Origin of the sequence: Clostridium sp. DL-VIII (assembly GCF_000230835.1) — a bacterium.
GTDB lineage: Bacteria > Bacillota > Clostridia > Clostridiales > Clostridiaceae > Clostridium.
This window is the reverse complement of the sequence record NZ_CM001240.1, coordinates 4,843,267-4,866,580: the sequence shown is the minus strand read 5'-3', so window position 1 is coordinate 4,866,580 and position 23,314 is coordinate 4,843,267. Positions and strand designations below refer to the sequence as shown.

Genomic DNA, 23,314 nt, shown 5'->3' with positions numbered 1-23,314 from the left:
TGATGAAATGAAAGGGTTGGTAGTTTTTTATTCATTGGAAGAGCATACAAAATTCATAGCAGATATTATAGCAGAGAAATTAAAATGTGAGTTGCTTGAATTAAAGCCAGTAGAGGAATATCCTAAAAGTGGAATCAAAAAATATTTGTTTGGAGGTATGGGTGCCTTATTTAAAAAGCAGCCTGCTTTAAAAAATAAAATTCAAGATCTAAGTGAGTATGACACAATATTTATCGGGACACCCGTTTGGGCTGGAACATATGCACCACCAATAAATACCTTTATCTCTGAGAATAAGATAGCTCATAAGAATCTTGCATTTTTTGCCTGTCATGGTGGCGGCGGAGCTCAAAAATGTTTTGATAAATTAGAAGCTGCTTTAAAAGATAATACTATACTCGGAAAAATTGAATTTGCAGATTCTAGTACAGAATCAGAAAAAAGCGATAAATTAAAGGAATGGATAAGAAAAATTATTAATTAGGGTAAATGTTTAAAATTTGATAAGAAGATATGTGTAAAGTAATTATAGCGTTAATGATATTTAATAATATTATTAACGTTATTTTTATGCAATAAAAGCAAGTTTGTATTTGGAAAAACATATAAAAATATGGTTGAATTTGCCTCTCGGAAGTAGTACTATAAAAGTATAGTACGAATGCAGTACTATATTAAAATCGAATTATATTTATTGGAGGCTTTGATATGGAAAGCAATAAAAATATTTTTAAGGAAAACTCAAAAGTGACCTATAATAAGCAGGCTTCAATCTATGATGAGAAAGGTGATGGAAAATTTGTAGCACCAATGTATGGTGAAATTGTAAAAAGAATAATTAAAGCAGATCCGAAAAGAATATTAGATGTAGGATGCGGTACAGGAAATGTATTAATTAGACTTGCAGCAAACAAAAATTTTAATTTATATGGCTTAGATATTTCTGAAAAAATGATTGAAACTGCTAAGAAAAATCTTGGCGATGCAGTAGAACTTAAAGTTGGAGATTCTGAATATATACCATGGAAAGATAATTTTTTTGATGTTATAGTATGTAATGCATCCTTTCATCATTATCCAAATCCAGAAAAAGTTTTATCTGATATGCGAAGAGTTTTAAGTAATGATGGTATATTGATTATTGGAGATCCAACGGCACCAGCACTTTGTAAACCAATTATAAATATGCTTTTAAAATCATCAGATAAAGGCGATTATTATATATATTCGGAAAAGGAAATAAAAAAACTACTGGTAGAGTGTGGTTTTGAGCCATTTGACTTTAAAAAGATTAATTGGAAGAGTTTTGCAATTAATGCTAAAATAAAATAATAAAAATTTTGGAGTGAGAATTATTATGGATAAAGGATTCAAAAGACAAGTTAATGAGTTTAATGCATTATGGCATAGTATGTTTATGGAAGCAAATTATAAAGACATAGAAGCAAAATATCCGAGCATACAAGTCTTTAGTACAAATGAGTTATCTATAATTAGGATTATTTCTGAAAAAGAAGAAGTGATCATAAGAGATATAGTAGATGTATTAAATATTCCTAAAAGTACATTAACCAGCATAATAGATAGATTAGAAAAGAATGATATTATAGTTAGAGCAATTAGTAAGAAAGATAGAAGATCATATAAACTGGAGCTTACTGAAAAAGGAATGGAAGTTCAGAAAGAGCATGTAAAATTTGAAGAAGAGATTTATGGAAAAGTAATAAGTTTTTTAGATACATATGAAGAAAGAGAAGCGTTTTTAGTGCTTGTAAGAAAGATAGTAAAAAATATTTCTCTTAAATCAAGGTGATAATATAGTATATAAAGCATGTGAATATGTACTTAAACATATAGATGAAGATAGTACATTAACGTCTATAGCAAATAAACTAAATATTAGTAAAAATTATTTATGCTCAATATTCAAACAGCATACAGGTTATACTCCAGCTGAATACAAGAAAAATGTAATGCAAGTGTAAGAGATTCTAAAAAAGAGTCTCTTTTTTGTCTGCTTTATGTAAATGTTTAAAGTCAGTAATTTTTTCATACTTTATCGTAATTTTATACCATTTTAGTAAGTTACTTTTTTATATATCATAAGATTATAGATAGAAATTAGATATTTATAAGTTCTGCTTGAATAATACATTCTACTAAAATATTAGTTTTAGAAATTTTGAAAAAATTTCATCATTCATTTTTAATTGAAACTTATATTGTATAAAAGTGAAGATAGGAATGTTATTTATTCTAATTTTGTAGGCAGTATAAAAATAAATAAGAAAGATGAGGGGCATAAAATCAATTATGATTTTAATAAACTATTTAATTAGGGGAGGAAAAATATATGAAGAAGAAAAAAATAAAAGCTGCAGTATTAGGAGTTCTAGTAAGCACATTTTTAGTAGGAGCGTTTATTCCAACGCCGACTTTTGCAGTGACTAAATCTCACTTTAGTGATGCCTTTGATTATGCTACAGGAAGTTGGTCAAAGTCAGACGGCTGGACTAATGGAGGACAGTTTAATTGTACTTGGAGAGCTAGCAACATTAATTTCAGTAATGGAGTTATGGATCTTACTTTAAATAAAGATACACAAGGTGGTTCTACGCCATATGCTGGTGCAGAATATCGCTCAAATGATACTTTTGGTTATGGACTTTATCAAGTGAGGATGAAACCCGCAAAAAATACTGGTATAGTTTCTTCATTCTTTACTTATACAGGACCAACAGATAATACTCCTTGGGATGAAATTGATATTGAGTTTTTAGGTAAGGATACAACGAAGGTACAATTTAACTATTATACAAATGGTGTAGGAAATCATGAGCACCTTTATAATTTAGGTTTTGATGCCTCAACAAGTTTTCATACTTATGCTTTTAACTGGCAGCCAACCTATATTGCATGGTTAGTAGATGGAAAGGAAGTTTACAGAGCAACAAGTAATATTCCATCTCACCCTGGTAAAATCATGATGAATTTATGGCCAGGAACAGGGGTAGACTCATGGTTAGGTTCTTATAATGGAGTGACTCCACTTAACGCATATTATGACTGGGCGTCTTATGATCCACAATAATATTTAAGTTTATTTAGGTAATAGATAGTTATCTGGGAATTTCTAATTGCGACATATACATTAAAATATTGTAAATGAAAATTGTTATAAATGATGTTTAGAGAGAACTGGCAAGAGTTATATGCCAGTTCTTTTAATTTAGAAGCAACATACTAGGCATTTGCTGGTAACGTGCCCTTAGAGGGTATAATAAAAGCCACCGCTGAGCGAATTATTACTTACTCTAAATAAAAAGTTAATTGGTAACACTTTCTTAATACTTTGTTTACATTTTCCATGTTTACAATCATATTACTTAGCAATATAATAGTAAATTGATAATTTATTATTTATGAAATAAAAATGGTTAAAAGGAAAAGCTAGTATATAGATCTATCATATGAAATTAACAGGAAAGTTTAGATTATTAATTAAAATAAAATTATGGGTAAGGAAGTGAGAGGATGATAATAAATCCTAAATTTAGAGGTTTCGTTTGTACAACAGCACATCCAGAAGGATGTGCTAAAAATGTTTTGAGGGCAGTAAATTATGTGAAAGAAGCTAAGCCAATTAAAGGTCCGAAAAACGTACTTGTTATTGGTGCATCGACGGGATATGGTCTGGCTTCAAGAATTGTATCAACTTTTGGTGCTGGTGCAAGTACTATTGGTGTTGTTTTTGAAAAGTCTGCATCTGAAAGTAGGACAGCTACAGCTGGCTGGTATAATACAGCATCATTTGAGGAGCAGGCTGGTGAAAATGGGTATTATTCTGCGACTATTAATGGAGATGCATTTTCAAAAGAGATAAAGGAAGAAACTATTAAACTAATAAAAAAAGATTTGGGAAAAGTAGATCTTGTAATATATAGTATTGCTTCAGCTAAAAGAATACATCCAGTAACAGGAGAGGTCTTCTCGTCAGTACTGAAACCAATTGGAAAAACATTTAAAGAAAAGACTGTAAACTTTCATAGTTATCAGGTATCAGATATGGAAATTAATCCAGCAGATGAAGATGAGGTAAGAGAAACCGTTGCCGTTATGGGTGGAGAAGACTGGAAGATGTGGATTGATTCATTAATAGCTGCAGATGTTCTTGCAGAGGGAGCAATTACAACAGCATATTCATATATTGGGCCTGAAATCACATATCCTGTTTATAGGAATGGTTCTATAGGAAAGGCAAAGAAAGATTTAGAGAAGACTGCTGAAATAATAAATAAGGACCTCGAGAAGATTAATGGAAAAGCCGTAATATCTGTTAATAAGGCTTTAGTGACTCAATCGAGTCTGGCACTTCCTGTAGTTCCTTTATATATATCTATATTATCTAAGGTTATGAAGGAAAAGGGTATTGATGAAGGCTGCATAGAGCAGATATATAGGTTATTTTCAGAAGAATTATATAAGAGTAATTTCTCACTTGATGATGAAGGTAGAATAAGAATGGATGATTTGGAATTAAGAAGTGATGTTCAAAAAGAAGTTTTTGAGCTATGGAAAAAGATTAATACTGATAATATTACCAAGTTAAGTGATATAGAGGAATTTAGAAATGAATTCTTTAAATTGTTTGGTTTTGGGCATTCTGATATAGATTATGATAATGAAGTTGATCAACATGTTAAAATAGCGAGTGTAGAAATGTAATAATATTAATAATTTTTTTATTTACTGGAAAAAATAAAAAAGTAAATTAAATTTTACGATTATAGTTGATTAGGCAAGCATACTGGTCTGTTATTTTTTTGATTGTGCATAAATGCCATAATTTTCTGGAAGTTGTGGTATAATAGCGCTATAGATTAAAATATGAAAGCCTAGGAGGAGACGGAATGGATATAAAGATTTTAGAAAAATATGCAGAACTCGTAGTTAAAACAGGAATAAATTTGCAGGAAAAACAGCAATTATTTATAACTTCACCAATTGAATGTGCGGATTTTGCTAGAATCATGGCAGAAAAAGCTTATGAAGCAGGGGCTATAAATGTAATAGTAAGATATAATGATGAAAAACTTTCTTTAATAAAATTTAATAAAGCTTCAATGGAAAGCTTTGAAAAGGAACCTATTCACCTTGCACTTGAAAGAGAGCAGCTTATAAAAGAGAAAACCGGATTTATCAGTATAGCTGCTGAAGATCCAGAACTTTTAAGTGGTATAGATCCTAATAAAATATCACTTCAAGCTAAGACAAACAGCACAGCTATGAAAAAAGCCAGTGCTGCAATGATGAGTAATGAAGTTTCATGGTGTGTTGTTTCAGTACCTACAAAAGGATGGGCTAAAAAGGTATTTCCAAATGTGCCAGAGGAAGAAGCAGTGGAAAAGCTTTGGCAGTCAATATTCAGCATAGTGAGAGCTGATAAAGAATCACCAGTTGCTGCTTGGGAAGAACATATATCAAAATTAGATCATAGAAGAAACTATTTAAATGAGAAAAGTTTCAAGTATCTTCACTATAAATCAGAAGGAACTGATTTAGTTGTGGAGCTTCCAGAAGGTCATGAGTGGTTAGCTGGAGCAGAAAATACTAAAGATGGAGTTAGATTTGTAGCTAATATGCCAACAGAAGAAGTATTTACTCTTCCAAAGAGAGATGGTGTAAATGGCTATGTAACTAGTAAAAAACCTTTAAATTATGGCGGAAACTTGATAGATAATTTTAAGCTTACTTTTAAAGATGGTAAAATTGTTGATTTTACAGCAGAAAAGGGTGAAGAAATATTAAAAGGACTTTTAGATACTGATGAAGGTGCAAGATATTTAGGAGAAGTTGCTTTAGTTGGCTATAACTCACCTATATCAAACTCAGGACTAATATTCTATAATACATTATTTGATGAAAATGCATCTTGCCACTTTGCTTTTGGTAAGGCATACCCAAGCTGCTTAAAAGGCAGTGATAATATGTCAGAAAAAGAACTTCTAGAAAAGGGAGTTAATGATTCGTTGACTCATATAGATTTCATGGTAGGTTCAGAGGAGCTTGAAATAATCGGAGAAACTGCGAGTGGTGAAAAAGTTCAAGTATTTAAAAATGGAGATTGGGTAATATAGAGTTCTAACTTTTAACATAGATTTAAATGGAAGCTTACCGAAATTACATACATTTTTGTTTCACAGGACTTATGAAATTTTCGCTGATAGGTTCTAAATGGGAGCATGTACACATTTTTGCATGATCCTAAAGCAAAGTTTATGACAAGCAATAAATGGAACAAGCTCCCATTAAGAACCTTAGAACAGCTAAATTTCAAATGCCTACTACACAAAAATGTATGTGATTTCTGATGAAGGTGTGCATATAAGTTTACTTAAGTAAATGTATATATTTATTTGGTTTGAAGAGGAATATATAATGATTAATAAAGATAGTACAAAGAATGAAGAAGTAGAAATTAAATGTCATGTGGGAAAAAGCAATGAAGAGATGTTAGACTTTTTAATTAAAGAATATAAAATGAATGTTAAATCTCTTTCAAAGGTTTTGGGAGTAGAGACATGGTTTTTGAATAACTTTAATGAAAATAAGAATAAAATATCTGTGGAGGATAGAGGAAAGTTTAGTAGTACACTAGCTGTATTATATTATATTTCTGAAATTACGCCTGATGAAAGGAATCGAGGAGTAATAGATAGCTTAGTGTCAGAATATAATATAGAACTTGATACAATTGCACGGATGGCAGATGTGAAAAAAGATGAATTAATAAATTTTATGAACGGCGGTATTTCAATTTCTGATGCTTCAAAATATAAGATTACAACTGTAAGCATGTTTTTACATTTTATATTTAAGCCTAGTATTGATAAATGGAGTTTAACAATAAAAGCAATAAAAGCCGGATTGGATAATGAAACAATAAATAAGCTTGTTGATGTAACATATGAAGAACTGGAAGGAATGAGGAAACTCTGCAATGGGAAATTTGCTCGAGATACAAATGAGGTTTAATATTATCTGCAGCTTAATAAAAAATATAAACAGCTAAAAAGTAGTGACTTAGTTATTTACTAATCTTTTAAAATTAAAATTACTTTACAGATTGACAAATTCGTTAAAAAATAGTATTTAATATATATAGAGTTATACGACTGACGGAAGTGGGATAAACCACATGAAGTATAACAATTTAAAAGCCGACCGTCTGGGCAAAAGCCTGGATAGTGGGCTTTTTTGTTGTATTAATGAGGAGTGAAAGTCTGAAAAAATGATTTCAAAATGTTTGATATCTTAAGAAAGGAATGATTATATAATGAAAGAATTGATTTTAAAGTATGGATGTAATCAAAATCAAAAGCCAGCTAGAATTTTTACTCAGGATGAAAATCTACCAATAAAAATATTAAATGGGACTCCAGGATATATAAATTTATTAGATGCATTTAATAGCTGGCAGCTTGTAAAAGAATTAAAAGAAGCTACAGGCTTAGCTGCAGCTGCATCTTTTAAGCATGTTAGCCCGGCAGGAGCTGCAGTAGCTATTCCCCTAACTGAAATTTTAAAGAAAGCATATTTTGTAGAGGAGGAGGAATTATCAGATATTTCAACAGCATATATAAGAGCAAGAGGCGCAGATAGAATGTCTTCATATGGAGATTTTGTAGCTTTGTCAGATGAGTGCAATGAGCAGACAGCAAAATTTTTATCACGAGAGGTATCTGATGGAATAATAGCACCAGCTTATTCTGATAAAGCGCTTAAAATATTGAAAAGTAAGCGTAAAGGTAAGTATTTAATAATACAAATGGATATCAATTATGTTCCGAAGGAAATTGAAACAAGAGAAATCTATGGAGTAACCTTTGAACAAAAGAGAAATGATGTAAAAATAAGTCAAGATATATTTAATAATTTGCCTACTAAAAATAAAATTGTACCTGACGATGCTAAAAGGGACTTGATTGTAGCTCTAATTACACTTAAGTATACACAATCAAATTCTGTATGTTATGCAAAAGATGGACAGGCTATTGGAATTGGTGCAGGTCAGCAATCAAGAATTCACTGTACTAGATTGGCTGGAAATAAAGCTGATGCGTGGTTTTTGAGACAAAATCCAAAGGTTATAAAACTTCCTTTTAAAAAAGAAATAAAAAGAGCAGATAGAGATAATGCAATAGATGTTTATATTTCAGATGATTATATGAATCTATTATGTGATGGGGGTTGGGAAGATATATTTTCTGAAAAGCCAGAACCATTAAGCAAAGAAGAAAGGATAATATGGCTTGAAAAATTATCAGAGGTATCTTTAGGTTCAGATGCATTTTTCCCTTTTGGAGATAACATAGAACGTGCTAGAAAAAGTGGCGTTTCTTATATAGCTCAGCCAGGTGGATCTATAAGAGATGATAATGTAATTGAAATCTGCGACAAATATAATATAGCTATGGCATTTACAGGAATAAGACTTTTCCATCATTAATTTAATAAAGTAGAGAAATAAAATATTATGTTCCAGAGAATAGAAAGAAGTACATTATTTTAGATTAAAGATAGTTTTTTAAAGATCAGATAACATTTATTATTAATATTAAAAAAGTTCCGCTAAGCATATCCAGTTAATATTGTCTTAGCAGAACTTTTAATTTTAAGTTTAAATCTAAATTATTAAGTCTCCATCATAAGAGGTAATAATTTTATATAAGTCAGGACGTCTATCTCTGAATATTCCCCATTCAATACGTTGTGTTTCAAGCTCATCTAAATCAAATTCAGCAACCAATACTGTTTCTTCGCTGCGATTAGCTTCAATAACTTTATTACCTTGTGGTCCTGCAATAAAGGATGAACCATAGAAGGTGATTTTAGAGTCTTCATCCTCTTCTACGCCAACACGGTTTGAGGCGATTACAGGAATTAAATTAGCGGCTGCATGACCAAGCATACAAGCCTGCCAGTGATCTTTTGAATCAATTGATCCATCTTGAGGTTCAGAACCAATAGCAGTAGGATAGAATATCATTTCAGCACCCATAAGAGTCATGCATCTAGCTGCTTCTGGATACCATTGATCCCAGCATATACCTACGCCAATTTTACCATAGCGTGTTTTCCATACTTTAAAACCAGTGTCTCCTGGATTAAAGTAAAATTTTTCTTCATAGCCAGGGCCATCAGGAATATGGCTTTTTCTGTAGGTACCAAGTACTTCACCATCAGCATCGATTATTGCAATGGCATTATATCTTGCATAATTTTTCTTCTCATAAAAACTGATAGGAAGAACAACTTTAAGTTCTTTGGCAATTTTCTTAAAGTGATTAATAGCTTTATTTTGTTCTACTTCTGTAGCGTAGATATAATAATCTGATTTTTCTTTTTGACAAAAATATGGAGTTTCAAATAATTCTTGAAGCAAAATTATTTGAGCACCTTTATCGGCTGCTTCTCTTACAAATTTTTCAGCTTTAGAAATATTTTCATCGATGTTTGAAGAACAGCTCATTTGGGTAGCTGCAACTTTAACTTTTCTCATGTGTATCACCTCATCTTATTATTTTATTATTTAGAAGCTGGCATCTGCTGAGTAGTACAATGTATATTCCCACCTTCTTTAATAACAGCTATTCCATCTACCGTTCTGATTTTTCTATCAGGGAAGGTTTCACTTAGCACTTTTGCAGCAGCTTTATCAGCTTCTTTAGCATTACCGCCAAATACAGGTAAAATAATACCGTCATTTACAAAGTAGAAGTTTAAATAGCTTAAAGTTAATCTTTCACCTTTATATTCAGTTCTAGGCGGCTGATTAATTTTAATAATTTCAAACTTTCTGCCTTTGGCATCCGTTGAATTTTTTAATATTTCAAGATTTTCTAAGGTTATTTTATAATTGTTATCTTCATGGTCATTGCAGGTTTGCATAAGGATTTTCCCTGGAGCTGCAAAGCAGGCTATATTATCTACGTGACCATCAGTTTCATCGCCATCTAAACCATTTTTTAGCCAGATAACTTTTTCTATATTTAAATATTCTTTTAAATAATTTTCAATTTGTTCCTTAGTAAGGTCTGGGTTTCTATTAGGATTTAGTAAGCATTCTTCAGTAGTAAGCAGAGTTCCTTCTCCATCAACATGAATTGAACCGCCTTCTAAAATGAAAGGTGCATCAAATTTTTCTACATTGAAATGTTCTAGAATTTTTCCTGCTACTTTGTCGTCTAAATCCCAAGGAGCATATTTTCCACCCCAAGCATTAAAGTTCCAATTCACGCCAGCTAAGCTTTGCGTATCATTCATTATAAATGTTGGACCATTATCACGAAGCCATGCATCATTATGTTCGATAGAAAGAAATTCTACATTATTAGAGGTTTTAAAATGATTTTGCACGTAAGTTAAATCTTCAGGGTTCACAATTACTGTAACTGGTTCAAATTCTGAAATTGCCTTGATGAATTCAGCATATCCAAGACATACACTTTCATGGTTTTCAGGATGGCACATAGATTCTTTAACAGGCCATGAAATAAAGGTACGCTCATGAGTGGTCCATTCAGCAGGCATCTTGTAATTTAAATCTTTTGGATACATATAATACTCCTCTTCTTTAAGAATTTATTTTAGGTTGTTTTATGGTTATAAGTTCTAGTTAGATATTAATATTTAATAATTTTAAAGAAATTCAACTTGAATTTCATCATTTACTGTTAATTGTTAAATATAAACTGTCAATTAGAACATATTTAGTATCTATCATATAATAAACTTCCATTCATATTTATGTCAAGATTCAACTGAAGAAGGGCATTTAGTTTAGAAACAGTGAAAATAATAAGCACATCTGTTTTATTTAATGAGTGTGTGAATTTAGCTTTATTTTTCATTTGAATTTATTAAAAAATCAATAAATAAAAAGGAATATTTTTAATTGATTTTACGAATAATACTATTAAAAACATTTAAAAATAATATAATTCACATTCCTTAATATTACATTTAAATTGGTTTTAAATTCAAAGATAAGGTTTTACCAGCTCTAAAGATTGAATTAATTTCGAGTAAATAAACTCCAAAAATGTAATGAATTATGATAAAATATAATTAAGAAAAGTGCCTAAATTACTACGTTTGCGGGGAAAGTTATGAATAGAAGAACAAGAAAACAAAAAAGAGAAATGGAAAAAGAAATAAATTTTTTCGGAGAATTTTCAAAAATAAAAAAGCATTTTTTTAGAGATTTTAATAGGAAATTAGCCAATGTGAAAGATAAAAGAAATCAAAGTTATATAACTTATAATCCAGAAATAATACTGTTTGTAGTTATTATGAAAAATGTTTCTGGAATTGTTAGCATGAATAGAATGACAAATGATTTTAACAATGATTTAGCAATAGATAATATAGCTAAATCATTAGGATATGACTCGTTAGAAGACATACCACACTATGATACTATAAATGACTTTTTGAGAAAATTAGACGTATCTGAATTAGAAAAAATTAGAGATTATATGATACGAGAGCTTTTCAAAAAAAGGTCGTTGGAGAAATATCGATTATTAGATAAGCATTGGTGCATTGCTATTGATGGTTCACAATTATTTTCCTTTAAGGAAAAACATTGTGAACATTGTTTAAGGAAAGAACACAAGAATAAAGATACTGGTGAAATAGAAAGAATAACTTATTATCACACGGTATTAGAAGCTAAGCTTATTTTAGGAAATATGACATTTAGTATATTAACTGAATTTGTAGAAAATGAGAACGAAAGCGTTAGCAAACAAGATTGTGAAATAAATGCAGCTAGAAGACTTATGAAAAAATTGAAATATAAGTTTAGAAAGCTTAATATCTGCATTTTAGGTGATAGTCTTTATGCATGTGAACCAATTTATAAATTATGTACTGAGTATAAGTGGAAATTTATTTTTAGATTTAAAGAAGGAAGAGCAAAAACACTTTGGGAAGAAATTCAAACCATAAAATATATTGAGAATAATGAAAACACCTCTAATTTAACTTTTAAAAGTCACGAGATACATCAAAAGTTAACTTATATAAATGAAGTTTCATATAAAAATAGCTCTGTTAATATAGTAGATTTCACTGAAAACATTCGCAAGAAATCTAAAGATAAAAGCACAAAAGAAGAAACGTCCAAAAACTTTGTTTTTGTTACGAATATACAAGTTACTAAACGAAATGCTTTTAAAATTGTAGTCGCTGGTAGAAGCAGATGGAAAATAGAAAATGAAGGATTCAACAACCAAAAGAATATAAGATATGATATTGAGCATGCGTGTTGTTTATATTATCAGGCCATGAAAAATCATTATTTATTAGTTCAGATTTCAGATATATTAAGACAACTACTAGAAAACGGTAGCGCAGCACTAAAAGAATTAAAAATTGGGATAAAAGAAATATCTTCAAGAATGCTAGAATCCTTTCGAACAGACACTCTAACATCTGAAGATATATCACAGTTAAATCAGCATATAAAAATACACGATTTATAACAAATATTATTTTAACAAAGGTTGTGATAAATTTAAAGACTATGGAACAAATTAATTAAATTTTTTTTGCGTAGTTGCAACGCAACTAGTACGGCGTTTTTTCAAAAATTGATGGAAATATATTTTCTTAATTTTCTGAAAATAAATAAGGGATTTTAAGAGAATTTGGACGACATAAATAAATTTAATCTTTAACGCTGAGGTTTTACTTGAAAAATAGTATAAATGTATATATAATAATAAAGGATGCAGTATACACATTTATTATTTGTGTGTTATTGATATAAAGAAATATATGAAAAAGCAGTGATGATAAAAGCTACGATTTAAGAATTTCTTCAGAGAGCCGATGGATGGTGAGAATCGGTGAAAGGCTGAATCTTTCCACTTTTGGAGCTGTCAGCGGTAAAGTACATGATTATTTAATTCATGTGTTCAAGCTGAAAGATTAGTAACCTTTATATTACTATTTCGAGTGGTTGATTTTATTATGAATCAGCAATTTGGGTGGCAACGCGGATTATTCCGTCCCAATTTATATATTGGGACGGTTTTTTTATATTATAATTAATAATTATTTAATCAGGAGGAAAAATATGTTAGATATTAAATTTTTAAGAGAGAATCCAGAAATAGTTAAACAAAACATAAAAAATAAGTTTCAAGATAATAAATTAGGTTTAGTAGATGAAGTAATTGATTTAGATGCTGAACTTAGAAAAGTAAAGCAGGAAGTAGAAGCTTTGAGGGCTGATAGAAATAAGCTATCTAAACAAATTGGTGGTTTAATGGCTCAAGGTAAAAAAGAAGAAGCTGAAGAAGTAAAGAAAAAAGTAAGTGCGGATTCAGATAGAATGGCTGAATTAGATATAAAGGAAAAGGAATTAGAAGAAAAAGTTAAAAACATCATGATGGTTATTCCTAACATAATAGATCCAAGTGTTCCTATAGGTAAGGATGATAGTCAAAATGTAGAATTAGAACGTTTTGGAGACCCAGTTGTACCAGATTTTGAAATTCCATATCATACAGAAATTATGGAAAAATTCAATGGTATTGATTTAGATAGTGCAAGAAAGGTTGCAGGTAATGGTTTCTATTACTTAATGGGAGATATTGCAAGACTTCATTCTGCTGTTATATCTTACGCAAGGGACTTTATGATAGATCGTGGTTTTACATATTGTATTCCACCTTTCATGATTCGTAGCCAAGTTGTAACTGGTGTTATGAGTTTTGCAGAAATGGATGCTATGATGTACAAAATTGAAGGCGAAGATCTATATTTAATAGGAACTAGTGAACACTCTATGATTGGTAAGTTCATAGATACAATATTACCAGAAACATCACTTCCTCATACATTAACTAGCTACTCACCATGCTTTAGAAAAGAAAAAGGAGCTCATGGTATAGAAGAAAGAGGAGTATATAGAATTCACCAATTTGAAAAACAAGAAATGATTGTTGTATGCAAGCCGGAAGAAAGTAAAATGTGGTATGAAAAGTTATGGAAGAATACCGTTGATTTATTCCGTTCTTTAGATATACCAGTAAGAACTTTAGAATGCTGTTCAGGTGATTTAGCAGACTTAAAAGTAAAATCAGTTGACGTAGAAGCCTGGTCTCCTAGACAAAAGAAATACTTTGAAGTTGGAAGCTGCTCTAACTTAGGTGATGCACAAGCTCGTCGTTTAAAGATTCGTGTAGATGGTCCAGATGGAAAATATTTTGCACATACATTAAACAATACAGTGGTAGCTCCACCAAGAATGCTTATTGCCTTCCTTGAAAATAACTTAAATGAAGATGGAACTATTAATATTCCAACTGCTCTTCAACCATACATGGGTGGAAAGAAAGTTATTAAATAATTTAAAATAGTATACAAAAATAAAAGAATCCTCTGCTAGTATATTTATTATTATGCTGGCAGAGTTTTTTTGTTTTAATTTGAAGTTATTAAAACATATTGCATGAATATATATTATATTTGATGGTGAAGTTATATATATTGATGTTTAGATTGCAGATAGATTAAACAAAAGCATCTGAGTTATTTGTATATTTATAATAAAATCTCTTTACATTAACATTTTCAAAATGTATAATTGATTTGTATTTTGTAAATAATAAAATCTAATATATAATTAACTGTGTTGAAAAAGAAGAGTAAATAGTATTTTAAATTTAAGAGATCTAGGGAGGGTGGAAGCCTAGAATTTAGAGCTATTGAAGGAAGCTTTGGAGTAATAAATAGAAAGCCACTTGGCGTAGTATATTTATGGGGTTATTCCCTTAAAGATAATTAAGTGGATTAAATTAATTAATTTAATCAATTTAGGTGGTAACGCGGAAGTTAAGCCTTTCGTCCTAGAAGTTTTTAGGATGAGAGGTTTTTTTATATTAAAAATTAAAAAAATATATATAACGTTGTCTTATCATCAGCACTGCTTGACGATTTTTTTTGAATGGGTTGGAATTTAAAAAAAATATAAGCTTCAGTTTAAAGAGAAAGCAACAGATATTGAAGATGCAGTATATTTATGAGTTTAGGATAAATAATTTTGATTAAATATTATTTTTAATTTTGGGAGGTGAAATTATAACAGTGGCAAAAGTAGAATTGACCAATATGTGCATGGTTTATGATAAAGTAAATAATAAAGTTTTAGTCCAAGATAGAATTAAATCTTGGAAAAGGATTTCATTTCCAGGAGGTCATGTAGAAGATGGGGAAAGTTTAATAGAGTCAACTATAAGAGAAATCAAAGAAGAAACAGGGCTAACAATATCAAATTTAGAGCCATGTGGAATCATATACTGGAATAATGATGAAACTGGTGACAAATATTTTGTATTCAATTATAGAACAGATGTATTTAGTGGTGAATTATTAGAAAAAACTGATGAGGGTAATGTGTTTTGGGTAGATAAGGATGATTTGTTAAACCTTAATTTATCAGATGGTCTTAAAGAGAGGTTGCCTATGTTTTTAGAGAAAAAGTATTCAGAGGGATTTGGAACTTGGAATGAACATTGGGAAAGTCAATTAAGATTTATATAAATCGCCATAACAAGGGGCCTATAATACCTTGTAAGGAAGAATGATAAGGAGAGATAAGATAATGAGTTTTGAAAAATTAGCAGATATGATATTTGGAAATGTTAAAAATACACCTGAATATTATATTCAAAAATATCCAAAGAGAAATCTGAAAGTTGGTGCAAGAGTCACAAGATACGCACCAAGTCCAACTGGATTTCAACATATAGGTGGAGTATTTTCAGCATTAATAAATGAAAGATTAGCAAGTCAAACTGAAGGAGTTTTTTATTTAAGAATAGAGGATACTGACCAAAAAAGAGAAGTTGAAGGTGCAATAGAAGATACTATAGTAACTATGCATAATTTTGGTTTAGATTTTAGTGAAGGTATGACAGGTCAGGACACTTTTAAAGGTAATTATGGTCCATATAAACAAAGTGAAAGAGCTGATATATATAATACTTTTGCAAAAGATTTACTTATAAAAGGTTTAGCTTATCCAGATTTTTGTACTCCAGAAGAATTAACAGAACTTAGAGAAAGACAAATGGCTAATAAAATAACTCCAGGATACTATGGAGAATATGCTAAATTTAGAAACATAACAGAAGAAGAAGCAATAAAGAGAATTGAAAATGGAGAAAAGTATATTATAAGATTAAAGTCTCCTGGAAATCCTGAAAAAAGAGTTGAATTCCATGATCTAATAAAGGGGGATATATCATTCCCAGAGAATAATCAGGATGTAGTGCTTATAAAAGGTGATGGACTTCCAACATACCACTTTGCTCATGCAATAGATGATTATTTAATGAGAACTACAGATGTAATAAGAGGAGAAGAATGGTTATCATCACTTCCAATACATGTTCAATTATTTGAAGTTTTAGGTTTTGAAGCTCCAAGATATGCTCATATTCCAGTAATAATGAAGCAGGATGGTGGATCAAAGAGAAAGCTTTCAAAGAGAAAAGATGCAGAAGCTGCTGTTTCTTATTATAAGGAAGTTGGATTCCCAGTAGTATCAGTAGTAGAATACTTACTTAATATAGTTAATTCTACTTTTGAAGAATGGAGAGCTGAAAATCCTAAGGCTGATTATCATGAATTTGAAATCCATTTAGAAAAGATGGGTAAGAGCGGAGCATTATTTGATTTAGTTAAATTAAATGATGTATCTAAAGAATGTATAGCAGTAATGAAAGCAGAATATGTTTATGATAACTATATAACTTGGGCTAAAGAATTTGATGCAGAGATGTACAAATTAGTTTCAGAAAATGAAGTGATGGCAAAAGAAATCTTTAATATAGATAAAGAAGGTCCAAAGCCAAGAAAAGATTTTGCTAAATGGGATGAAGTAAAGGATAAGATTTTCTACTTCTTTGATGAACTATTCTATAAGGAATCAGTAGAACAAATAGAACTTCCAAAGGGTGTAACCTTAGAAGCAGCAAAAGAAGTTGTAGCTACTTATAAAAATGAATTTAAATTTAATGTAGAAAGCCAAGAAGCTTGGTTTGATGACTTAAAGGAAATAGGAATTAGACTTGGATACTGTGCGAATAGAAAAGAATTCAAAGCAAATCCAGATCAATATAAAGGTATGATTTCAGATGTTGCGGGAGCTGTAAGAGCCGCTTTAACTCACAGAACTAATTCACCTGATATTTATACTATAATGCAAATTATAGGTGAAGAAAATACTAGAGAAAGATTTGATAAGTTTTTAGCACTATAACAAGTTAAATAAAGAAATAAAGTAAGGTGTTTTTTTAGATGCCTTACTTTATTTTTATGTTTCTTTATTTCGCATGATTAATATTAGGCTTAAAATTCTTATGATATATATGAGCAATAATAAAATTACATTTGAAAGGGCTATAGGCTAAGTAGATATCTAGATGTAAAATGTATAAAATTAATTGAAACATATATATATATATGTTTCAATTGAAAATTTACAATGTACAATTGACAATTATGGTTGAAATCCTTACAGGATTTCTTCAATAATTGTTAATTGTGAACTGTACATTGCAAATTGCAATATATATATATTGTAAATAAAAATAGGATTTATAACGCAAAAAAAGAGCGTTCAAAATTGAAAACCCTCAGAAAAACGCATTGACAATAAAATAAGCCAATGATATAATATACAATTATGACTATATAATATTAATATAACATATTTTAATCTCTGTGTCAATAGTTTTTTGAAAGGAAGTTTTTAAATTGGATGAAATTATTAATTTGTTTCAAGAAGGCTCACTAGATAAGCAGGTATTTAATGATATACTCAAGTGCAATGAATTAACTCATGAATATGGGTTAAGGCTTAATGAGGACGATATAAAAGAAATAATTAATACAAGAAATTTGGCACTTGAGAAAAGCGGCAGAATAGAGTTTGACGGCCAAATTGTAGATAAAATTATAATGGCCTTTTGCAACTCTCCATATATTTCACAATATAATTATAGTGATACTATAAATGAACTGGTAGAAATTTTTTATAACTATAAGAATGAAACCTTAGATTATATAGGTGATGATGAATTAATAGAAATTATGAAAGAATACTTTGATAATTACTGTCAGGGATCTTTAGAACTTTTAGAAGGTAAAGTATTATATAAAATTGCAGATAATATTAGAAATGGTGTTAAGGATTATACAAATCTAAATAGTGAAAAGGACTGATAAATTATGGGGAACAGTAAGAGTATCAAAAGATATAATTTTTCTATAGAAAACAATCTTGATGCAGAATGTTTTTTTAAAAGCATTTTAGTAATTTGTCATGAAAGAAAACTTTTAGATGATGTAAATTTAACGAAAATATCTTACGAGAGATTAGAAACTTTAAAAATGCAGCTAAAATACTATACAAAAGATGAGAGCAGTTCAGTTATGGTTGAGACAGCAGAAAAACTGATGCAAGGCATTGATTATACTATAGGAATGTATTTAAAAACTTTCGATAATATAGAATTAATAATAGAGGAATTAAAAAAAACGAGTTTATTTGATATGTTAAAAAGAGGGCATGATTTAATAAAAGAAAAAGTGGCGTATAGTGAAAAACTACTGGAGAAGATTCAGAAAAATAAGCTTGATGTTGATAATTATTCATATAACGATACTATTGATTATGGAATCTCGATATTTTTTAAAGAATATAATGATTTCTTTGAGCCTCATGAAGTTTCGGGTTCGGTAGACTATCAGCTTTGTATGGATAATATGAATTATAAAGGTATTGAATATACAAGTAATTATCTAGAGACACTAGATTTAGAAAATGAGTTTTGTTATAACTTTGATATTGTTGAAATTAATAAATTATTAAAAGGGTATGATAAAAGGAGCGAATTACTTCTTATAAACATCTTTGAACTAGTATTAATTAATTCACTTGGCTTAATTGCTTGTGGTAAAAACCTTAATAGTCTTAATATTAGCAATATGGATAGAGAATATATAAAAAGAATGTTAGGAAAATTATCTTTAAATGAATTACAGGAAGCCTTAATAAAATATGGTTATAGCTGTTGTGAAATTTTAAATATAGAAAATGATGCATTAATAAGTTACATTAGAAAGGCAGTAGTCAAAATAACTCCAGCAATATATGACAGCCTTAAGTTGAACAAATTGGAGGCAGTATTTATTTCAACTGATAAAAATAAAAATGACGAAGTAATTAGATATATTGATGGTAAACAATTAAGTAACTCTGCATTTAGGAAATTAAGCGAAAAAGTTAGAGAGAGTTCTTCAACTCAAGATAAAGTTCAGCTTATAAAAAATAATATTAAAAGCCTTGGAGATTTAATAGATATGCTAAATGCTGAATGCTTGTTTGAAGATGAATTTATTACGTACTTTAAAAGCTTATCTAAATTAGAAATCATTCTTTTAGCAAGACATATATCAGATTCAAGCATGGACAGTGAATATGACAAGGAATGGTATTTGGAATTCAAAAAGTATATTTCAAGTTTAACTGAAGATGAGCAAATTAAGATAGATGAACTTAAAGAGAAAATAGAATTAATATAAAATTTAGTGAATGAGCTTGCTATAGTATAGTAAGCTCTAAAAAATATTTAAGAATACCTTATTAAATAGGCATTGTTATTGAAAGTACTATGGCAATTTCGATACGATTTCTGTGCAATATAAAATAGTAAATTATATACATACATAAAGTTACATATTAACAATTATTATGTGTCTTAAGAATATGGGGTGAGTAAAAATGACACACAAAAGTGAAGCTATATTTAATAAGGAACTATATGAGGATTTGAAAATTGATTGCGAAAAGTGTTTTGGATTTTGCTGCATAGCATTATATTTTTCTGCTTCTGAAGGTTTTCCAGCGGATAAAGATGCTGGAAAACCATGTTCAAACTTAAAATCAGATTTCTCTTGCGCCATTCACAAAAATCTTAGAAAGAAAGGGCTTAAAGGCTGCACGGCCTATGATTGTTTCGGAGCAGGGCAAAAAGTTGCTCAAGGTACATATGGAGGACGTGATTGGAAACAAGTCCCAGAAGCAGCGAAAGAAATGTTTGAGGTGTTTTTAATAATGAGACAGCTTCATGAAATGCTATGGTATTTATCTGAAGCATTTAGGATACAATCTAACGATATTATTCAAAATAAGCTTGATGATTTGATAAAGGAAATAGAAAATGTCACTAATCAGAATCCTGATTCACTTATGCAATTTGATATAGAAGCATATCGTGATAGAGTTAATTTATTACTTCATAAGACAAGTGAAACTGTACGGACTAAGGCACTTAATGGGCAAAGAAGTACTTTGAGACGTAAAAAGATTGCAAGCAGATTAGATTGTTTTGGTGCAGACCTTAGAAAGAGTAATCTTAGGGGAGCAGATTTAAGAGGAGCATTTTTAATTGCAGCAGATCTTAGAGGAAATGATCTTAGTGGAGCAGATTTTATTGGAGCTGACATGAGGGATGCAGATCTTAGAGGAACTAATCTAGAAGAAAGTATATTTCTTACACAAGGTCAAATTAATACAGCTAAAGGAGATTCAAATACAAAGCTGCCGCCAGCTTTAATTCGTCCAACATATTGGGAAGAATAATTCCCCCTTGACAAAATTTATTTTATTTAATATACTTTTACAAAATAAAGGCAATGAAGAGAAGAGTAGTTATTATAAAAGCTTGGGTACAATCAAAAATATTACTTGATTATTTTTTTGAATGTATCTTACAGAGAAGTTCCTTGTGCTGAAATGGAACAGTGGAAATTTTAACGAAACAAGCCTCGGAGCCGCATACGGATCTTAATTTAGATAACATGCTTAAGTAGAATGCAGTTTTGAATAAAGTATTTATACTTTGTTCAAAGTTATATGTAGAAATTATGCAGTGGTTTTTACATTTACTGGGAGCTGTAAATTGTAAACTGTGGACTGAATTAAGTGATACTATGACGTTTGTTCACGTTACAGAACTAGAGTATAAATTTGTACTCGAGAAGGTTAGTATGGCGACATGCTAATGAAATAGGGTGGTACCGCGGAATAATTCGCCCCTACAGATTAATAATTTTGTAGGAGGTGTTTTTTTTATACCATTTTTTATAATGTAGATTAAAAATATGAGATTCTTAATGGTGCAGAGCTTATGCATAATTAGGAAGGATTAACTTAAAGGAGTGTACTTTATTATGGAAGAAAGAAAAGTAAAACGACCTGTATTCCCTAAAAGAGCTGTAATAACTGCTGGTATGCCTTATGGAAATAAAGAATTACATTTTGGTCACGTAGGCGGTGTGTTTGTTCATGCTGATGCTTTTGCAAGATTTTTAAGAGATAGGATAGGAAGCGAAAATGTTATATTTGTATCAGGAACAGATTGCTATGGTTCACCTATTTCAGCCAGCTATTTAAAAATTGTAGAGGATAAAAAATATGGAGGAACTATAGAAGATTATGTTCGAGAAAATCACGAAAAGCAAAAGAAAGTATTAGATGAATACAAAATGAGTTTAAGTTTATATGGTGCTTCAGCTTTGGATAGAGAAGGTGAAATACACAAGGAAGTATCAAAAGAAATATTTAATAAATTATATGAAAGCGGGCATTTAGTTAAGCTTTCATCTCCTCAGTTTTATGATCCAGATTTTAAAGTGCTGTTAAATGGCAGGCAAGTAATAGGAAAATGCCCAATAGAAGGCTGCAATTCAGATAAGGCCTATGCAGATGAATGTGCTTTAGGTCATCAATATATGTCAAATGAATTAATTGAACCAAAGAGCATTTTATCAGGTAAGACACCAGAATTAAGAGCTGTAACAAACTGGTACTTTGAATTGGATAAATATAATGAGCTTTTGAAAAAGGAAGTGAAATATTTAAAAGCAAATTCCAATTGGCGTAAATATTTATTAAACACCATGGAAGAATTTCTGAAACTTCCAATTATCTATGTAAAACGCAAACAGCTGGAAGGTATCACTAACCTAGAAGAAAAATTGCCGAAGCACCAAATTATTGATGAATCAAAGAAATCATCAATCACTTTCATATTTGAAAATTTAAGTGATAGAGATAAGGCAAGAGAAATATTTGATGAGCTTGGAATTCGTTTTAGAACAGGCAAGACCTTAGTGCCATTTAGGTTATCAGGGAATGTTGAATGGGGAATTGAGGTGCCTGAAAAGGAAGAGCTAAAAGATTTAACCTTTTGGGTTTGGCCAGAATCTCTTTGGGCACCAATATCATTTACTAAAACATATCTTGAATCCATTGGCAGAGATAAGGAGGAATGGAAAACATGGTGGAATTCAAAGGATTCAAAGGTGTATCAATTTATTGGTGAAGACAATATTTATTTTTATGGAATTGCAGAAATGGCAATGTTTATGGCCTTGCTAGGCATAAATAGTGACGATAAAGCAGACTTTGAGAATATTAATCTTCCTCACTTAATTGCTAATAATCATTTATTATTTATGGATAAAAAAGCCAGCAGTAGTGGCAGTATTAAACCGCCTATGGCAGGTGAACTGCTTAAGTACTATACAGCAGAACAATTGCGGATGCATTTCTTAGGACTGGGTTTATCAAAGAAAAGTGCAAGCTTTACACCACAAGTGTTTATGTCTGAAGAAGAAAAGCAAGGCCCTGATACGGTGTTAAAAGATGGTAATCTTCTTACTAATGTATTTAATAGACTTGTTCGCTCTTGTTTTTACACAGCACAAAAATATTTTGATGGTAAAATACCGGTAGGAGAAATTAGCGACGAAATTATAGAAGAATCCAATGAAGCTATTTTAACTTATGAAAAGAATATGTATAACCACGAATTTCACAGTGTTATTTATGTTTTAGACAGCTATATCCGCAAAATGAGTAAATATTGGGCAGGTAACATGAAGAGTGCAGAAGCAAATAATGATAGTGAGCTTCGTAAACAAATATTAATAGATTCATTTCATGCTGTAAGAACTGGAATTACTTTAATTCATCCGATTGCTCCAGAAAGCTCGGAAAAGGTGAGAGAATATTTAAATATAAATGAACGGGTTTGGGATTGGGAATATATCTTTAAACCAATTTATGAATTTATAAAGAATCAAGAAGTGCATAAATTAAAGTATTTAGAACCACGTGTTGATTTCTTTGAAAAGCATGAAAGCCAAATTTCAAGTTAGTATA

At 30.2% G+C, this 23,314-nt stretch carries 19 protein-coding genes, 1 riboswitch and 2 other annotated features; of the genes, 17 read left to right on the top strand and 2 right to left on the bottom strand.

Annotated elements, in window-relative coordinates; all coding sequences use genetic code 11:
• Window positions 1-7: 7 nt before the first annotated feature.
• The 9 genes from CDLVIII_RS22475 (at window position 8) to CDLVIII_RS22440 (ending at window position 8,509) form a co-directional block, all read left to right on the top strand.
• Window positions 8-484 (top strand): flavodoxin, encoded by a 477-nt coding sequence (locus CDLVIII_RS22475; RefSeq protein ID WP_009171773.1) that lies wholly within the window; start codon window positions 8-10, stop codon window positions 482-484.
• A 224-nt stretch (window positions 485-708) separates the two neighbouring features.
• Window positions 709-1,332, top strand: coding sequence for a class I SAM-dependent methyltransferase (locus tag CDLVIII_RS22470; RefSeq protein ID WP_009171772.1), 624 nt, complete (start codon window positions 709-711; stop codon window positions 1,330-1,332).
• Window positions 1,333-1,357: 25 nt separating this feature from the next.
• Window positions 1,358-1,813, top strand: a complete 456-nt coding sequence (locus CDLVIII_RS22465) for a MarR family transcriptional regulator (RefSeq protein WP_009171771.1) — start codon at window positions 1,358-1,360, stop codon at window positions 1,811-1,813.
• Window positions 1,791-1,985, top strand: coding sequence for an AraC family transcriptional regulator (locus CDLVIII_RS32800; protein WP_083825425.1), 195 nt, complete (start codon window positions 1,791-1,793; stop codon window positions 1,983-1,985). Before CDLVIII_RS22465 ends, CDLVIII_RS32800 begins: the two co-directional genes overlap by 23 nt.
• 368 nt (window positions 1,986-2,353) lie before the next feature.
• Window positions 2,354-3,091 carry a glycoside hydrolase family 16 protein gene (locus tag CDLVIII_RS22460; protein WP_009171770.1) on the top strand — a complete coding sequence of 246 codons (738 nt, stop codon included), beginning with the start codon at window positions 2,354-2,356 and terminating at the stop codon, window positions 3,089-3,091.
• Between the two features lie 443 nt (window positions 3,092-3,534).
• Window positions 3,535-4,725 (top strand): enoyl-ACP reductase FabV, encoded by a 1,191-nt coding sequence (gene fabV / locus CDLVIII_RS22455; protein WP_009171769.1) that lies wholly within the window; start codon window positions 3,535-3,537, stop codon window positions 4,723-4,725.
• Between the two features lie 185 nt (window positions 4,726-4,910).
• Window positions 4,911-6,137, top strand: a complete 1,227-nt coding sequence (locus CDLVIII_RS22450; protein WP_009171768.1) for an aminopeptidase — start codon at window positions 4,911-4,913, stop codon at window positions 6,135-6,137.
• Between the two features lie 301 nt (window positions 6,138-6,438).
• The gene (locus tag CDLVIII_RS22445) at window positions 6,439-7,035 is read left to right on the top strand and encodes an HTH domain-containing protein (protein ID WP_009171767.1); all 597 of its coding nucleotides are present in this window, start codon (window positions 6,439-6,441) and stop codon (window positions 7,033-7,035) included.
• Window positions 7,036-7,161: 126 nt separating this feature from the next.
• Window positions 7,162-7,241, top strand: a riboswitch (ZMP/ZTP riboswitch).
• Between the two features lie 95 nt (window positions 7,242-7,336).
• Window positions 7,337-8,509, top strand: a complete 1,173-nt coding sequence (locus tag CDLVIII_RS22440; protein ID WP_009171766.1) for a phosphoribosylaminoimidazolecarboxamide formyltransferase — start codon at window positions 7,337-7,339, stop codon at window positions 8,507-8,509.
• Window positions 8,510-8,686: 177 nt separating this feature from the next.
• Here the strand turns inward: CDLVIII_RS22440 and aguB are convergent, their stop codons facing one another.
• Together aguB and CDLVIII_RS22430 are read right to left on the bottom strand one after the other, a co-directional pair.
• Window positions 8,687-9,562, bottom strand: a complete 876-nt coding sequence (gene aguB / locus CDLVIII_RS22435) for an N-carbamoylputrescine amidase (RefSeq protein ID WP_009171765.1) — start codon at window positions 9,560-9,562, stop codon at window positions 8,687-8,689.
• Between the two features lie 26 nt (window positions 9,563-9,588).
• The gene (locus tag CDLVIII_RS22430; protein WP_009171764.1) at window positions 9,589-10,620 is read right to left on the bottom strand and encodes an agmatine deiminase family protein; all 1,032 of its coding nucleotides are present in this window, start codon (window positions 10,618-10,620) and stop codon (window positions 9,589-9,591) included.
• A gap of 551 nt (window positions 10,621-11,171) precedes the next feature.
• Between CDLVIII_RS22430 and CDLVIII_RS22425 the strand changes: the two genes are divergently transcribed.
• The 8 genes from CDLVIII_RS22425 to CDLVIII_RS22390 all read left to right on the top strand — a co-directional run bounded on the left by CDLVIII_RS22425 (window position 11,172) and on the right by CDLVIII_RS22390 (window position 23,310).
• On the top strand, window positions 11,172-12,551 hold the full coding sequence (locus tag CDLVIII_RS22425) for a transposase family protein (RefSeq protein WP_009170651.1): 1,380 nt from the start codon (window positions 11,172-11,174) through the stop codon (window positions 12,549-12,551).
• 297 nt (window positions 12,552-12,848) lie between these two features.
• Window positions 12,849-13,087: a binding site (T-box leader), on the top strand.
• A gap of 60 nt (window positions 13,088-13,147) precedes the next feature.
• Window positions 13,148-14,425 (top strand): serine--tRNA ligase, encoded by a 1,278-nt coding sequence (serS, locus tag CDLVIII_RS22420; RefSeq protein WP_009171763.1) that lies wholly within the window; start codon window positions 13,148-13,150, stop codon window positions 14,423-14,425.
• A gap of 276 nt (window positions 14,426-14,701) precedes the next feature.
• Window positions 14,702-14,930, top strand: a binding site (T-box leader).
• A gap of 232 nt (window positions 14,931-15,162) precedes the next feature.
• Window positions 15,163-15,618, top strand: coding sequence for an 8-oxo-dGTP diphosphatase (locus CDLVIII_RS22415; RefSeq protein WP_009171762.1), 456 nt, complete (start codon window positions 15,163-15,165; stop codon window positions 15,616-15,618).
• 61 nt (window positions 15,619-15,679) lie between these two features.
• Window positions 15,680-17,341: a glutamate--tRNA ligase gene (gene gltX, locus CDLVIII_RS22410; RefSeq protein WP_009171761.1), complete on the top strand. Its 1,662-nt coding sequence runs from the start codon at window positions 15,680-15,682 to the stop codon at window positions 17,339-17,341.
• 497 nt (window positions 17,342-17,838) lie between these two features.
• Window positions 17,839-18,306 carry a DUF6323 family protein gene (locus tag CDLVIII_RS22405; RefSeq protein WP_009171760.1) on the top strand — a complete coding sequence of 156 codons (468 nt, stop codon included), beginning with the start codon at window positions 17,839-17,841 and terminating at the stop codon, window positions 18,304-18,306.
• A 6-nt stretch (window positions 18,307-18,312) separates the two neighbouring features.
• Complete coding sequence (locus CDLVIII_RS22400; protein WP_009171759.1) at window positions 18,313-19,668, top strand: DUF6179 domain-containing protein; 1,356 nt, start codon at window positions 18,313-18,315, stop codon at window positions 19,666-19,668.
• Window positions 19,669-19,867: 199 nt separating this feature from the next.
• Window positions 19,868-20,728, top strand: coding sequence for a pentapeptide repeat-containing protein (locus CDLVIII_RS22395; RefSeq protein ID WP_009171758.1), 861 nt, complete (start codon window positions 19,868-19,870; stop codon window positions 20,726-20,728).
• A 590-nt stretch (window positions 20,729-21,318) separates the two neighbouring features.
• Entirely contained in the window at window positions 21,319-23,310 is a 1,992-nt protein-coding gene (locus CDLVIII_RS22390) for a class I tRNA ligase family protein (protein WP_009171757.1), read from the top strand.
• Window positions 23,311-23,314: the final 4 nt, after the last annotated feature.

Excerpts from the sequence above, each read along its gene's own strand:
- CDLVIII_RS22475 (WP_009171773.1), top strand. The coding sequence starts at position 8 with ATGAAAGGGTTGGTAGTTTTTTATTCATTGGAAGAGCATACAAAATTC.
- CDLVIII_RS22470 (WP_009171772.1), top strand. The coding sequence starts at position 709 with ATGGAAAGCAATAAAAATATTTTTAAGGAAAACTCAAAAGTGACCTAT.
- CDLVIII_RS22465 (WP_009171771.1), top strand. The coding sequence starts at position 1,358 with ATGGATAAAGGATTCAAAAGACAAGTTAATGAGTTTAATGCATTATGG.
- CDLVIII_RS22460 (WP_009171770.1), top strand. The coding sequence starts at position 2,354 with ATGAAGAAGAAAAAAATAAAAGCTGCAGTATTAGGAGTTCTAGTAAGC.
- fabV (WP_009171769.1), top strand. The coding sequence starts at position 3,535 with ATGATAATAAATCCTAAATTTAGAGGTTTCGTTTGTACAACAGCACAT.
- CDLVIII_RS22450 (WP_009171768.1), top strand. The coding sequence starts at position 4,911 with ATGGATATAAAGATTTTAGAAAAATATGCAGAACTCGTAGTTAAAACA.
- CDLVIII_RS22445 (WP_009171767.1), top strand. The coding sequence starts at position 6,439 with ATGATTAATAAAGATAGTACAAAGAATGAAGAAGTAGAAATTAAATGT.
- CDLVIII_RS22440 (WP_009171766.1), top strand. The coding sequence starts at position 7,337 with ATGAAAGAATTGATTTTAAAGTATGGATGTAATCAAAATCAAAAGCCA.
- aguB (WP_009171765.1), bottom strand. The coding sequence starts at position 9,562 with ATGAGAAAAGTTAAAGTTGCAGCTACCCAAATGAGCTGTTCTTCAAAC.
- CDLVIII_RS22430 (WP_009171764.1), bottom strand. The coding sequence starts at position 10,620 with ATGTATCCAAAAGATTTAAATTACAAGATGCCTGCTGAATGGACCACT.
- CDLVIII_RS22425 (WP_009170651.1), top strand. The coding sequence starts at position 11,172 with ATGAATAGAAGAACAAGAAAACAAAAAAGAGAAATGGAAAAAGAAATA.
- serS (WP_009171763.1), top strand. The coding sequence starts at position 13,148 with ATGTTAGATATTAAATTTTTAAGAGAGAATCCAGAAATAGTTAAACAA.
- gltX (WP_009171761.1), top strand. The coding sequence starts at position 15,680 with ATGAGTTTTGAAAAATTAGCAGATATGATATTTGGAAATGTTAAAAAT.
- CDLVIII_RS22400 (WP_009171759.1), top strand. The coding sequence starts at position 18,313 with ATGGGGAACAGTAAGAGTATCAAAAGATATAATTTTTCTATAGAAAAC.
- CDLVIII_RS22395 (WP_009171758.1), top strand. The coding sequence starts at position 19,868 with ATGACACACAAAAGTGAAGCTATATTTAATAAGGAACTATATGAGGAT.
- CDLVIII_RS22390 (WP_009171757.1), top strand. The coding sequence starts at position 21,319 with ATGGAAGAAAGAAAAGTAAAACGACCTGTATTCCCTAAAAGAGCTGTA.